The following is a 12,306-nucleotide window of genomic DNA, read 5'->3' on the forward strand; positions in this document are numbered from 1 at the left end:
ATACCCACGACGTTCTTGCGTCTGCGGATCCGGCGGCTAGAACCGCCGAATCCGCAGACGCAAAGGGTCAGGTGGCGGCGGACAACGCGGCATACCCCGGCTTGACGACGCGCTCGATGATCGCGAGCCGCTCGTCGAAGGGGATGAACGCCGACTTCATCGCGTTGATCGTCGCCCAGCGCAGGTCGTCGAGGGTCCAGCCGGCGTCGTCGACGAGGAGCTGCATCTCGCGCGACATCGACGTGCCCGACATGAGCCGGTTGTCGGTGTTGATCGTGACCCGGAAGCGCAGGTCCTTGAGCAGGGTGATCGGGTGCTCCGCGATCGACTCGGCCGCGCCGGTCTGCAGGTTGGAGGTGGGGCACATCTCGAGCGGGATCCGGCGGTCACGCACGTATGCCGCGAGGCGGCCGAGCGTGTGCGTGTCACCCTCGCTCGTGATGTCGTCGACGATGCGGACGCCGTGGCCGAGCCGGTCGGCGCCGCACCACTGGATGGCCTCCCAGATGCTCGGCAGACCGAAGGCCTCGCCGGCGTGGATGGTGAAGTGGGCGTTCTCGCGGCGGAGGTACTCGAAGGCCGAGAGGTGCCGGCTGGGCGGGAAGCCCGCCTCGGCGCCAGCGATGTCGAACCCGCCCACACCCTGGTCGCGGTAGCGGATGGCGAGCTGGGCGATCTCGTCGCTCTTGGCGGCGTGCCGCATCGCGGTAAGCAGCGAGACCATGCGGATCGGCGTGCCCGCCGCGGCCGCCTCGGCCTCGCCCTCGCGCAGCCCGGCGAGGACGGCCTCGACGACCTCGGGCAGGCTCAGCCCACCCTCGACGTGGAGCTCGGGGGCGAAGCGCGACTCGGCATAGACGACACCGTCGGCCGCGAGGTCGAGGGCGCACTCGCGAGCGACCCGGCGCAGCTGGTCGGGCGTCTGCATGACGGCGACGGTGTGGCTGAACGTCTCGAGGTAGCGCACGAGCGAGCCGGAGTCGGCACTGTCACGGAACCACGCACCGAGCTCGTCGGCGTCGGTGGCCGGCAGCCCGTCGTAGCCCGACTCGCCCGCGAGCTCGATGATCGTCTGCGGTCGGAGTCCGCCGTCGAGGTGGTCGTGGAGGAGCGCCTTGGGCGCGCGGGCGACGATCGCCGCCGGGACGGTGGCGCTGTCGGCCATCAGGAGATCCTGTCGATGAGGAGCGGGAGGAGGTCGGGACGCGAGCCCTCGGGGGCGATGGTGAAGCCGCCCTCGAGCGCCTCCTTGGCGCGCTCGAACTTGTCGGGGGTGTCGGTGTGGAGCGTCATGAGCTTCTCGCCACCACGCACGACGGCGCCGGGCTTCGCGTGCAGCTCGATGCCGGCGCCGGCCTGCACCGGGTCCTCCTTGCGGGCCCGGCCGGCGCCGAGACGCCAGGCGGCGACGCCCACGGCATACGCGTCGAGCTGGGTGAGGACGCCGTCGGCGGGCGCGAGGATCTCCTCGGTGTGCTTGGCGACGGGGAGCTCGGCGTCCGGGTCGCCGCCCTGGGCCGCGATCATGCGGCGCCAGGCGTCCATGGCACGGCCGTCCTTGAGGGCCGCGGCGACGTCGTCGCCGTCGCGACCGGCTGCCTTGAGCATCTCCTGCGCGAGGGCCACGGTGAGCTCGACGACGTCCTCGGGACCGCCACCGGCGAGCACCTCGACGGACTCCCGCACCTCGAGCGCGTTGCCGGCCGTGAGGCCCAGGGGCGTCTGCATGTTGGTGAGCAGGGCGACGGTCTTGACCCCGGCATCGGTGCCGAGCTCGACCATGGTGCGGGCGAGCTCGGTGGCGTCCTCGCGGTTCTTCATGAAGGCGCCGGAGCCGACCTTGACGTCGAGGACGAGCGCGCCGGTGCCCTCGGCGATCTTCTTGCTCATGATCGAGCTCGCGATGAGCGGGATGGCCTCGACGGTCCCGGTGACGTCGCGCAGGGCGTAGAGCTTCTTGTCGGCCGGGGCCAGTCCGGTGCCCGCCGCGCAGATGACGGCGCCGACGTCGTCGAGCTGCGCGAGCATCGCCTCGTTGGTGAGGTCGGCACGCCAGCCGGGGATGGACTCGAGCTTGTCGAGCGTGCCTCCGGTGTGGCCCAGGCCGCGCCCGGACAGCTGCGGCACGGCGACGTCGAAGACGGCCACGAGCGGCGCGAGCGGCAGGGTGATCTTGTCGCCGACCCCGCCGGTCGAGTGCTTGTCGGCGGTCGGGCGCGACAGCGACGAGAAGTCCATCCGCTCGCCGCTGGCGATCATCGCCGCCGTCCACGTCGCGATCTCGCGCCGGTTCATCCCGTTGATGAGGACGGCCATCGCGAGCGCGCTCATCTGCTCGTCGGCGACGGCGCCTCGCGTGTAGGCGTCGATGACCCAACGGATCTGGTCGTCGCTCAGCTCTCGCTTGTCGCGCTTGGTCGTGATGACGTCGACGGCGTCGTGGCTCTCACTCATGGCGTCATCATGTCACCCGGCGCGAACGCGCCGACACGGCTCGAGCGGGTCAGGGACGCTGCGCGAGGTTGTCCGGGCCGAAGGCCTGCGGGAGCACCTGGTCCATCGTCTGGATGCCCTCGGGCGTCATGAACAGGCAGGACGCACCGCCGTTCTCCCACAGGAGCTGGCGGCACCGGCCGCACGGCATGAGGGCCTCGCCACGACCGTCGACGCAGTAGACCGCGACGAGCAGGCCGCCGCCGGTGGCGTGCAGCTCGGAGACCATGCCGCACTCCGCACAGAGGGTCACGCCGTAGGCGGCGTTCTCGACGTTGCAGCCCGCGACCACCCGGCCGTCGTCGGTGAGACCGGCCACGCCGACCCGGTAGTTCGAGTAGGGCGCATAGGCGAGCTTCGTCATCTCGATCGCCCTGTCGCGCAACGCATCCCAGTCGATGTCACTCATGAGCACCCGTCCTGATGTCGATGATGTCTCCGCCGGCCTTGACGGTGTGGGCGACGACGACGGACGCGAGCAGCCGTGCGCCGCAACCGATCGCGTCCTCGTCGACGATGACGTCACCCTGGTGCAGGTCGTAGCTGCGGCCGCCCGGCGTGCGCGTCCCGAGCCGGGCCATGGCACCGGGTGCGTGCGCGAGGTACCAGGAGTAGTCCTCGCCGCCGAGCGACTGCACGGTCGGCGCGATCTGCAGCCCGGTGCCGAGGCACGCGAAGCGCAGCGCGTCGATGGCGTCGGCCTGGTTGACCACGGGTGGCACGCCCTTGACCCGCTCGAGCCGGGCCTCGACGCCGTAGGGGGCGACGACGCCCTGGACGATCTCGTCGAGCAGCGGCCCGACGGACAGCCAGGCGTTGGCGTCGAGCATGCGCAGGGTCCCGCTGCACTCCCCCGTGCTCGGGATGACGTTGCTCGCGGTGCCCGCCCGCACCGTGCCCCAGACCAGCGCGGCGCCGGCCCGCGGGTCGAGGCGGCGCGACAGGGCCGCGGGGACGTCGGTGACGACCTTGGCGAGCGCGTAGGTGAGGTCCTCGGTGAGCTGCGGCCGGGACGTGTGCCCGCCGCGACCGCTGAGGTGCACACGGAGGTGGTCGCACGCCGCGGTGATCGGGCCCTCGCGCAGCCCCACCTGACCGACGTCGAGCGACGGGTCGCAGTGGACGGCGAAGATCGCGTCGACACCCTCCATGACGCCGTCGGCGATCGCCTCGAGCGCGCCACCGGGGATGACCTCCTCGGCCGCCTGGAAGATCGCGCGCACAGCAGTGCCCCGCTCGAGCAGCGCCTGCTCCTGCTCCTTGAGGGCGAGCAGGGCGCCGAGGAGGGCGGTGACGTGGACGTCGTGGCCGCACGCGTGCGTGACGCCGTCGGTCACCGAGGCGAACGGCAGCCCCGTCTGCTCCTGCACCGGGAGGGCGTCCATGTCCGCGCGCAGGGCGACCCGGTATGCCGGCGAGTCGGCTCCGAGGTCGGCGACCAGTCCCGTGCCCGGCAGTCGGCGGACGCGGATGCCCGCCTGCTCGAGGCGGGCGGCGACGATGCCCGTGGTGCGGGTCTCCTGGCGCGAGAGCTCGGGGTGGGCGTGGAGGTCCCGGCGGATCTCGATGAGCTCGGGCAGGACCGACGCGACGCTGGCGCCGAGGGCGGTGAGGGTGTCTGTCATGGGAGCACCCATGCTACTGGGGCTCGGGTCGGCGCCCCCTGCGCGTCCGCAACGTCCGCGCCAACGGCTGCACGAGCCACCGTCGACGCCGCCGCACCGAGCACGGGCGTCAGCGGGTCGCCTTGTAGGCCTCCCAGCGGTCGATGATGCCGCTCATCTCCTCGGTGACGAACTCGAGGAACTCGCGCGACAGCTGCAGCCGCTGGCCCGCGGTCGACCCGGCGCCGAGGTGGTCGACCCCGTCGGCGAGCGCCTGGATCATCCCGGCATAGACCTGGTCGGTGTTGGTGAGCGCACCGTGGAACGCGTCGTCGAGGACGACGAAGACGTCACGCCGTCCACCCCGCTCGCGCTCGCGGCGCAGCAGGCCGACGTGGGTGAGGTAGCGCACCGCCCCCGACACCGCGGCCGGGCTCACCGACAGCTCGTCGGTGAGCTCGGCCGAGGTCATCCGGCCGTCGTCGTCGACGAGCAGCGCGGCGAACACCCGCGAGGGCATGGGCGGGAACCCCGCCGTGGACAGGGCCGCCCCGAGCCGCTCGACGACGGCGTGCGACTCCCGGTGGCTCGCCGGGGTCCCCTCGGTCACCTGGGGTGCGCGGGCAGCGGTGGCTGGGCGAGACGGCATACCGAAAGTTTAGAGCATTCACGAATTTGTGAAACAGGCGTACGCTCGATGTCGTGGACAGCGTCATCGAGACCCAGGACCTGCGCAAGACGTTCGGCAGCACCGTCGCCCTCGACGGCCTCGCCCTCACCGTCGCGGAGGGCGAGGTGCACGGCTTCCTCGGGCCGAACGGCTCGGGCAAGTCCACGACCGTCCGCATCCTCCTCGGGCTGATGCGTGCCGACTCCGGGCAGGCCCGCCTCTTCGGACGGGACGCGTGGACCGACGCGACCGACCTGCACCGGCGGGTGGCCTACGTCCCCGGCGACGTCGCCCTGTGGCCCAACCTCACCGGCGGCGAGACCATCGACGTCCTCGCGCGGCTGCGCGGCGGGCTCGACGAGCGGCGTCGTCGCGACCTCGTCGAGCGCTTCGAGCTCGACCCCACCAAGAAGGCGCGGTCGTACTCGAAGGGCAACCGGCAGAAGGTCGCCCTCGTCGCGGCGCTGGCCTCCGACGCTCCCCTGCTCATCCTCGACGAGCCGACGTCGGGCCTGGACCCCCTCATGGAGCGGGTGTTCCAGGACGAGCTGCACGCGGCACGCTCGCGGGGCCACTCCGCGCTCCTCTCGAGCCACATCCTCAGCGAGGTCGAGCGCGCCTGCGATCGCGTGAGCATCGTGCGCTCGGGTCGCATCGTCGAGTCCGGCTCGCTCACCGAGCTGCGCCACCTCTCGCGGTCGACGGTGCACGCGATCGTGAGAACGCCTGCAGCACAGGACATCTCGACGTGGCCGGGTGTCGAGGACGTCCACGTCGGCGAGTCTGGCACCGACATCCGGTTGGCGGTCGACGCGGCCCATGTCGGCGAGGCGGTGAGCCGGCTCGACCGGCTCGGCCTCGTCACCCTCACCTGCGAGCCGGCGAGCCTCGAGGACCTCTTCCTCGCGCACTACGGCACGGAGAGCGCGACCGGCGCGACCACCCCCAGCAGCGAGGATGCGCAGGTCCGATGAGCACCCTCACCGGGACCGGCACCCTCCTCCGCCTCGCTTGGCGGCGCGACCGGGTGCTCATCCCCGTCAGCCTCCTGGCCCTCACCGCGCTCTCCGTCGGCTCGGCCCAGGCGACGATCGCGCTCTACCCGACCGACGCCGAGGCACGCGCCGGGCTCAGCGGCGTGCTCGCCAACCCGTCCGTCGTCGCGATGTACGGCCCGATCGGCGCCGAGAACCGCGACGCCCTCTCGGTGTTCAAGACGGTGCTCATGGGTGCGGTCTTCGTCGGGCTCCTCGCGTATGCCGTGGTGCGCCGGCACACGCGCGTCGAGGAGGAGGTCGGTCGGCTCGAGCTCGTCGGCGCCGCCGTCGTCGGACGCCGCGCTCCCCTCACGGCGGCGATGACCCTCGCCACCGCGGCCGTCGTCGGCGCCGGCGCCCTGTCCACCGTCGGCCTCGTCGCGGTCGGCCTCGACCCCCTCGGTTCGGTCGCCCTCGGCGTCGCCTGGGTGGTCGCCGGGCTGGCGATGGTCGGTGTCACCGCCGTCGCCGCCCAGCTCACGACGAGCGCCCGGGCCTGCGCGGGGATCGCGCTCGGCGTGCTCGGCGTGATGTTCCTGCTGCGCGCCGTGGGCGACACCGCCGGTGGCTCCGCGTCGGTGCTGTCGTGGGCCAGCCCGCTCGGCTGGTCGTCCAGGGTGGCGGCCTACGGCGACAACCGTCTCTGGGTCCTCGGCCCCGCGCTGGTCCTCACCGGCGCCCTCGTCGCCCTCGCGTTCTCGCTGCTCGACCGTCGCGACGTCGGCTCGGGCCTCATCTCACCCCGTCCCGGTCCGGACCGGGCGCGCGACGGGCTCGGCACCCCGCTCGGTCTCGTCGGACGGTTGGCGCGTCCGGCCGCGCTCGGCTGGCTCACGGCGTTCGTCGTGCTCGGAGTCGTCCTCGGCGGGCTCGTCGCGTCGGTCGCCGACATGGCGTCCGACCCGGCGATCGTCGACATGCTCACCAAGCTCGGCGGCAGCGCCGGCACGATCACCGACATCTATCTCTCCACCGAGCTCGCCTTCGTCGCCGTCGCCGCGGCCGCCGCCGGCATCTCGGTCGCGCTCCGGCTCGCCTCCGAGGAGCGCGCCGGCCGGGGTGAGCCAGTGCTCGCGACCGCGACCTCGCGTCGGTCGTGGCTCGGCGCCCACACCCTGTATGCCGTCGCCCTCCCCGTCGTGCTCCTGCTCGCCATCGGCCTCGCGGTCGCCGTCACGGCGCACGGCCAGGGCGAGGCGCCCGGGCTCGTCCCGATGCTCGGGGCCTCGCTCGCCCGCGTCCCGGCTGTCCTCGTCCTCGTGGCGATCGCCGTGCTCGCGGCCGCCGCGGTGCCGACCCACGCCTCGGCCATCGCCTGGGGCGCGCTGGCCGTGGCGTTCGGGCTCGGCGAGCTGGGTGCGACGGTCGGGCTGCCGCAGTGGCTCATCGACGTCTCGCCGTTCGCGCACGTGCCGCCGCTGCCCGGTGGCGACTTCACGCCGGCCTCGACGCTCGTGCTCTGCGCGGTCGCGGCAGTGACGACGGGACTGGCGTTCGCGGCATACCGGGTCCGCGACGCCGCCTGACCCGTCCTGCGGGTGCCCGGTCCCGCGGCGGGCCCCGCACGAGAGCCGCTCAGGTGAGGTCCGTGCGGCCCTGCTCCTTGAGCTGCTCGACGATCCGCTTGACGTCCTGGGCGCGCGCGAGCGTCGTCACGAGCACGGCGTCGCCGGAGTCGATGACGACGACGTCCTCGAGACCGACGACGGCCACCGGCCGGCCGCCCCGCGGCGAGACGAGACCGGTGGAGTCCACCGAGTGCACGAGCGACGCGTCGCCGAGAACCCGCGGCCCCTCGCCCTCCCCGCGCTCGGGCAGGAGGGCGGCGAGGCTCGCGAAGTCGCCGATGTCGTCCCACGCGAAGTCGCCGGGCACGACGGCCACGACCCCGATGTCGGCGGCGGGCTCGGCGACGGCGTGGTCGATCGCGATCTTCTCGAGGGTCGGCCAGATCTCCTCCAACCGCGAGGGGTCGGCGGCGATCGTCCGCAACCCCGAGGCGAGCTCCGGGTGCCAGCGGTGCAGCAGGTCGAGCAGTGTCGCGGCGCGCACGACGAACATCCCTGCGTTCCACCGGAACTCGCCGGTCGAGAGATAGGCGGCTGCGCGCCGGGCGTCGGGCTTCTCGACGAACTGGCGCACCCGCCGGGCGGTCGGCGCGCCGGCGAGCGCACGCCCCATCTGGATGTAGCCGAACCCCGTCGACGGGTGGGTCGGCTCGATGCCGATCGTCACGACCTGCCCCTCGCGCGCCACCTCGACGGCCTCGACGACGCAGGCGCGGAAGGCCTCGGCGTCGGGGATGACGTGGTCGGCCGCGAAGGAGCCGATGACCGCCTCGGGGTCGCGCGCCTCGACGATGGCGGCCGCGAGACCGATCGCCGCCATCGAGTCCCGCGGGGCCGGCTCGGCGATGAGCTCGCCGGCACCGAGCGACGGCAGCTGCTCGCGCACCGCGTCGGCGTGGGCGGCGCCGGTGACGACGACGACCCGCTCGCCCGCCAGCGGCGAGACCCGGTCGAGGGTCTGCTGGAGCAGGCTGCGCCCCGACCCGGTGAGGTCGTGGAGGAACTTGGGGTGCCCGGCTCGGGACAGCGGCCACAGCCGGGTGCCTGCCCCGCCCGCGGGGATGACGGCCCAGAAGCCGGGGATCTCTGACATGGCGTCAGGCTAACCAAGCCCGAACGGGCCCATCTAGGATCCTCGGGAACCACGACACGGGAGGTGCAGGGCGATGGACCAGCTGGAGCCGGTGCTCTTCACCGACGCCTGGGGTTCGCACGTCTCCATCGCCAGCCTCCAGGGCCGCTCCATCCCGAGTGCCGAGCCCGAGTCCGAGCTGTGGATGGGCGCCCACGAGAGCGGACCCTGCGGGCTCGTCCGCGACGGCGTCGCCACCACTCTCGCCGACGTCATCCGCGCGGACCCCGAGGGTGAGATGGGCGCCGAGTGCTGCACGGCATACGAGGGCCGTCTGCCGTTCCTCCTCAAGGTCCTCGCGCCCGGACGCGCGATCTCGATCCAGGCCCACCCGACGGCCGCGCAGGCGAGCGAGATCCGCGCGCGCGACCGGGAGGCGGGGGACAAAGACGCGACCTACGTCGACGACTGGGCCAAGCCCGAGATGCTCGTCGCCATCTCGCCGTTCCGCGTGTTCGTCGGCATGCGCTCCCCCGACGAGGTCGCCGATCTCGCCAAGCGGCTCGGCGTGACCCGGCTGAGCACCCTCGTCGACGACGCCCGCACCGCCCCGGACCCCGCGCACAGCCTGCTCGCCGCGATCCTCGCCATCCCGAAGCCCGAGCAGGCCGGGTTCGTGCGCGAGCTCGTCGCCGCCTGCGTGCGGGTCTCGTCGAGCCCCGACGACGCGGGCCACCAGTGCGCCGCCGTCGTCCGGGTCGCCGAGGACCACCCCGACGACATCGGGCTCGCCGTGCTCCTGCTCATGCGTCACCACGTCCTCGAGCCGGGCGACTACATCGACGTGCCCGCCGGCGTCCTGCACTCCTACGTGAGCGGCCTGGGCATCGAGGTCCTCGCCAACTCCGACAACGTCGTCCGCGCCGGTCTCACCGGCAAGGAGATCAACATCCCCGAGCTCCTGCGCATCGTCGACCCCGAGGCCGACGGTCTCGTGGGCCACGCCGAGCGCGACCCCGACCTGCCCGCGACGGACTGCTTCCCGAGCTCGTCGGACCGCTTCGCCCTGCGCCGGCTGCACACCCCCGCGGGTCAGCTGCTCCCCGGGGACGGCACGCCGCGGCTCGTCCTGTGCCTCCACGGCGACGTCCTGCTCGCCGGGCCCACCGGGTCCCTCGCGCTCGGACCGGTGCAGGCGGCCTTCCTCTCCGCCCGCGACCACGACGTCGTCGCGACCGGCAGCGGCGAGGTCTACCTCGTCACGCTGCCCACGATCTGACGTTCACCTGCTGCTCACCTGACACACCACCGGCCGCTGCCCGCGCAGCACGCGGCCCCGGGACCGTGGAGCCATGCGAGTCGCGATGGTCACCGAGTCGTTCCTCCCGACGCTCAACGGTGTGACGACGAGCGTATGCCGGGTGGCCCAGTCGCTGAGGGCGCTCGGCCACGAGGCGCTCATCCTCGCCCCCGGGCCGGCGCCGGCGACCTTCGAGGGGTTCGCGGTGCGCGGGCTGCCCTCGGTCAGCGTCCGTCAGTTCCCCACCGGCGTGCCGACACCGGCGCTGCGGCACGCCCTCGAGGACTTCGAGCCGGACGTCGTCCACGCCGCCTCGCCGTTCGTCCTCGGTGCCCGCGCGCTCCAGCTGGCCGACCGCACCCGCACCCCGGCCGTCGCGATCTACCAGACCGACATGCCGAGCTACCTGCGGCAGCACGGTCCCGGCCGGGTCGGTGCGAGTGCCGCGAGCGCCGCCTGGCGCTGGATCCGGCGCATGCACGCCCACGCCGACCTCACCCTCGCGCCGTCGACGCAGACCCTCGACGAGCTCCGGCGCCACGGCGTGCCCCGCACCGATCTGTGGGCGCGGGGGGTCGACACGGGGCTGTTCTCGCCGCACTGGCGCACCGACGCGGGCACGGCCGAGCTGCGCCGGGCCCTGGCCCCGAGCGGCGAGGTGCTGCTGGGCTACGTCGGCCGGCTGGCTCCCGAGAAGGAGCTGTGGCGGCTCACCGAGGTGGCGCAGATTCCCGGGACGCGCCTCGTCATCGTCGGTGACGGGCCGAGCCGCGCCCAGGTCGGCGCCCGGCTCACCGAAGCGGTCGCCTCGATGCCGGGCCGCCCCAACCGCTCCCCCGTCTTCCTCGGCCGGCGATCGGGTGACGACCTCGCCCGCGCGTATGCCGCGTTCGACGTCTTCGTCCACACGGGCACCCGCGAGACCTTCGGCCAGACCCTCCAGGAGGCTGCCGCGGTCGGCCTGCCCGTCGTCGCCCCGGCGCGCGGTGGCCCGCTCGACATCGTCGAGCACGGACGCACCGGACTGCTCTTCGACCCCGACACGCCCGGGTCGCTGCACGACCACGTCGACGCGCTGGTGGGTGACGCCGCATGGCGCGAGGCCATGGGACACGACGCAGAGCTCGCCGTGCGCGGCCGCTCGTGGGAGAGCCTCACGGCGCAGCTCGTCGAGCACTACGACACGGCACGGGCCTCACGGGCGCAGCGCGTCGCGTAACCTCTTCGGGGCCCTCCAGCGGAGAGGGCCGGTCGAGAGGAGGCCCGGATGCGCAGCGGTGTGATCACCGCAGGAGCTGCGGCTCTGGTCTCGGCGGCCCTCGTGGCCGGCCCGACGACCGCCACCGCCGCCCCCACTCCCACCCCTGCTCCGACCCGGGCGGCCGCGCCGACCAGCCCGAGCAGTCCCACCAGCCCCGCAGCGACCGCCTCACCCAGCCCCACGCTGCCGCCGGTGACGCGCCGCCTCGACCCTGCCGAGAGCATCGGCGGCCCGGGCCTGGCACCCATGGACACCCTGCTGCTCGACGCACCGGCCGGTGTCCCGGCACCGCCGGCCGTGAGCGACGTCGCGTGGCTCATCGCCGACGCCGACACCGGCGAGATCCTCGCGGCACGCAACCCGCACGCGCCCCTGCTCCCGGCGAGCACGCTCAAGGCGCTCACCGCGATCCACCTGCTGCCGCGCATCGACCCGGCGGCGGTGCTCACCGCCACCGCGGCCGAGACCAACGCCGAGGGCACTCGGGTCGGCATGGTCGCGGGCCAGGCCTACGCCGCCAAGCAGCTCTTCGAGGCGCTCATCATGTCGTCCGGCAACGACGCGGCATACGGGTTGGCCTCCCTCAACGGCGGCGTCGCCAAGACGGTCACCGAGCTCAACGCCCTCGCCGACGAGCTCGGGGCCCACGACACCGTCGTCGTCGACCCCAGCGGTCTCGACGCTCCCGGCCAGCAGTCCAGCGCCTACGACCTCGCCCTCATCGGGCGCGCCGCCATCGCGAACCCCGACTACGTCCGGATCGCGACGACCAAGGCGTCGACCTTCCCGGCGCGCGCCGTCCGTGGCGCGGCCCGCCCCACCTACGCGATCGGCAACCACAACCGCCTGCTGTGGAACTACCCGGGCACCATCGGCGTCAAGAACGGCTTCACCAAGGCGGCGCACCGGACGTTCATCGGTGCCGCCCGCCGTGGCGGCAAGACCTACATCGTCACCGAGATGTACGGCACGGGCAGCAGCTGGCGACCCGCCGCCTCGCTGCTCGACTGGGCCTTCGCCCACGGCGACAAGGTCACGCCGATCGGCCGGCTCGTCGACCGTGGCGAGGTGCCCCAGCCACCGGCTGCGGCAGCACCGGACACGCAACAGCGCAGCGGCGAGCGCGGCGACGACCCCGCCACCTCGGTGGCAGCGTCACTCACCGCTTCCAGAGGATCGGTCACGCCCTCGCTCCTGCCGCTGGCCGGTGGCGCAGCGCTCGTGGCCCTGCTCCTCGTGACCCGCCGTCGCCGCGCCCGTCCGCGCCGGGCGTCAGGCGCGCGCCGCCACCGCTGAGGTCC

At 73.4% G+C, this 12,306-nt stretch carries 11 protein-coding genes; 5 read left to right on the forward strand and 6 right to left on the reverse strand.

The window, feature by feature from the left end; genetic code table 11:
- Positions 1–67: 67 nt before the first annotated feature.
- The 5 genes from KLO01_RS02135 to KLO01_RS02155 all read right to left on the reverse strand — a co-directional run bounded on the left by KLO01_RS02135 (position 68) and on the right by KLO01_RS02155 (position 4,746).
- Entirely contained in the window at positions 68–1,165 is a 1,098-nt protein-coding gene (locus KLO01_RS02135) for an adenosine deaminase (protein ID WP_147061905.1), read from the reverse strand.
- Positions 1,165–2,454 (reverse strand): thymidine phosphorylase, encoded by a 1,290-nt coding sequence (locus tag KLO01_RS02140; protein ID WP_147061906.1) that lies wholly within the window; start codon positions 2,452–2,454, stop codon positions 1,165–1,167. Before KLO01_RS02140 ends, KLO01_RS02135 begins: the two co-directional genes overlap by 1 nt.
- 49 nt (positions 2,455–2,503) lie before the next feature.
- Positions 2,504–2,902 (reverse strand): cytidine deaminase, encoded by a 399-nt coding sequence (locus KLO01_RS02145; protein WP_147061907.1) that lies wholly within the window; start codon positions 2,900–2,902, stop codon positions 2,504–2,506.
- Positions 2,895–4,118: an amidohydrolase gene (locus tag KLO01_RS02150; RefSeq protein WP_147061908.1), complete on the reverse strand. Its 1,224-nt coding sequence runs from the start codon at positions 4,116–4,118 to the stop codon at positions 2,895–2,897. Before KLO01_RS02150 ends, KLO01_RS02145 begins: the two co-directional genes overlap by 8 nt.
- 109 nt (positions 4,119–4,227) lie before the next feature.
- The gene (locus tag KLO01_RS02155) at positions 4,228–4,746 is read right to left on the reverse strand and encodes a GbsR/MarR family transcriptional regulator (protein ID WP_147061909.1); all 519 of its coding nucleotides are present in this window, start codon (positions 4,744–4,746) and stop codon (positions 4,228–4,230) included.
- 53 nt (positions 4,747–4,799) lie between these two features.
- Here KLO01_RS02155 and KLO01_RS02160 point away from each other — a divergent pair, with 53 nt between their 5' ends.
- Together KLO01_RS02160 and KLO01_RS02165 are read left to right on the forward strand one after the other, a co-directional pair.
- Positions 4,800–5,741 (forward strand): ABC transporter ATP-binding protein, encoded by a 942-nt coding sequence (locus KLO01_RS02160; protein WP_147061910.1) that lies wholly within the window; start codon positions 4,800–4,802, stop codon positions 5,739–5,741.
- Complete coding sequence (locus KLO01_RS02165) at positions 5,738–7,330, forward strand: ABC transporter permease (protein ID WP_147061911.1); 1,593 nt, start codon at positions 5,738–5,740, stop codon at positions 7,328–7,330. Before KLO01_RS02160 ends, KLO01_RS02165 begins: the two co-directional genes overlap by 4 nt.
- Before the next feature lie 49 nt (positions 7,331–7,379).
- Here the strand turns inward: KLO01_RS02165 and KLO01_RS02170 are convergent, their stop codons facing one another.
- A complete protein-coding gene (locus KLO01_RS02170; protein WP_147061912.1) occupies positions 7,380–8,465 on the reverse strand; it encodes a mannose-1-phosphate guanylyltransferase in 1,086 nt (361 codons plus the stop codon).
- Positions 8,466–8,538: 73 nt separating this feature from the next.
- Here KLO01_RS02170 and manA point away from each other — a divergent pair, with 73 nt between their 5' ends.
- From manA to KLO01_RS02185, 3 genes are all read left to right on the forward strand, one after another.
- Positions 8,539–9,723: a mannose-6-phosphate isomerase, class I gene (gene manA, locus KLO01_RS02175; protein WP_147061913.1), complete on the forward strand. Its 1,185-nt coding sequence runs from the start codon at positions 8,539–8,541 to the stop codon at positions 9,721–9,723.
- A 73-nt stretch (positions 9,724–9,796) separates the two neighbouring features.
- A complete protein-coding gene (locus KLO01_RS02180) occupies positions 9,797–10,963 on the forward strand; it encodes a glycosyltransferase family 4 protein (protein ID WP_186827883.1) in 1,167 nt (388 codons plus the stop codon).
- Between the two features lie 48 nt (positions 10,964–11,011).
- The gene (locus tag KLO01_RS02185) at positions 11,012–12,301 is read left to right on the forward strand and encodes a D-alanyl-D-alanine carboxypeptidase family protein (RefSeq protein ID WP_147061914.1); all 1,290 of its coding nucleotides are present in this window, start codon (positions 11,012–11,014) and stop codon (positions 12,299–12,301) included.
- The last annotated feature ends 5 nt before the right edge of the window (positions 12,302–12,306 follow it).

It is taken from the genome of Knoellia locipacati (genome assembly GCF_007992835.1).
Taxonomy (GTDB): Bacteria; Actinomycetota; Actinomycetes; order Actinomycetales; family Dermatophilaceae; genus Knoellia; species Knoellia locipacati.

Coding starts and splice junctions, on each gene's coding strand:
- KLO01_RS02135 (WP_147061905.1), bottom strand. CDS start 1,165: ATGGCCGACAGCGCCACCGTCCCGGCGGCGATCGTCGCCCGCGCGCCC.
- KLO01_RS02140 (WP_147061906.1), bottom strand. CDS start 2,454: ATGAGTGAGAGCCACGACGCCGTCGACGTCATCACGACCAAGCGCGAC.
- KLO01_RS02145 (WP_147061907.1), bottom strand. CDS start 2,902: ATGAGTGACATCGACTGGGATGCGTTGCGCGACAGGGCGATCGAGATG.
- KLO01_RS02150 (WP_147061908.1), bottom strand. CDS start 4,118: ATGACAGACACCCTCACCGCCCTCGGCGCCAGCGTCGCGTCGGTCCTG.
- KLO01_RS02155 (WP_147061909.1), bottom strand. CDS start 4,746: ATGCCGTCTCGCCCAGCCACCGCTGCCCGCGCACCCCAGGTGACCGAG.
- KLO01_RS02165 (WP_147061911.1), top strand. CDS start 5,738: ATGAGCACCCTCACCGGGACCGGCACCCTCCTCCGCCTCGCTTGGCGG.
- KLO01_RS02170 (WP_147061912.1), bottom strand. CDS start 8,465: ATGTCAGAGATCCCCGGCTTCTGGGCCGTCATCCCCGCGGGCGGGGCA.
- manA (WP_147061913.1), top strand. CDS start 8,539: ATGGACCAGCTGGAGCCGGTGCTCTTCACCGACGCCTGGGGTTCGCAC.
- KLO01_RS02180 (WP_186827883.1), top strand. CDS start 9,797: ATGCGAGTCGCGATGGTCACCGAGTCGTTCCTCCCGACGCTCAACGGT.
- KLO01_RS02185 (WP_147061914.1), top strand. CDS start 11,012: ATGCGCAGCGGTGTGATCACCGCAGGAGCTGCGGCTCTGGTCTCGGCG.